The following is a 256-nucleotide window of genomic DNA, read 5'->3' as shown; positions in this document are numbered from 1 at the left end:
CAACATCACCAATACTTAGTGTTATATTTTCCGGATTATAATAATACTCTTTACGGCCGTTTTTAAAACGCACCTCCACCCAATTAAATGGTTTTTCGCCATTGGGCAATGTCATATTTGAAAGCCAATCAAAAACCGTTAGTTTGTTACAACTATCGGTTCCGCAAGTACCATTATTTTTACAGCCTTTTGGTTGGCCATCTTTAGTAGAACAGCTTGTACAAGCCATAAGTTTATATATTGAATTCGTTAATAA

Annotated in this window: 1 pseudogene; it reads right to left on the bottom strand. The window is 34.8% G+C overall.

Annotated features, from left to right (window positions below):
• A pseudogene (locus FUA24_RS01110) lies at positions 1-229 on the bottom strand (hypothetical protein); the annotation flags it as partial.
• Positions 230-256: the final 27 nt, after the last annotated feature.

The sequence above is a fragment of the Seonamhaeicola marinus genome, assembly GCF_008085455.1.
This window is presented reverse-complemented; position numbering and strand designations above follow the sequence as displayed.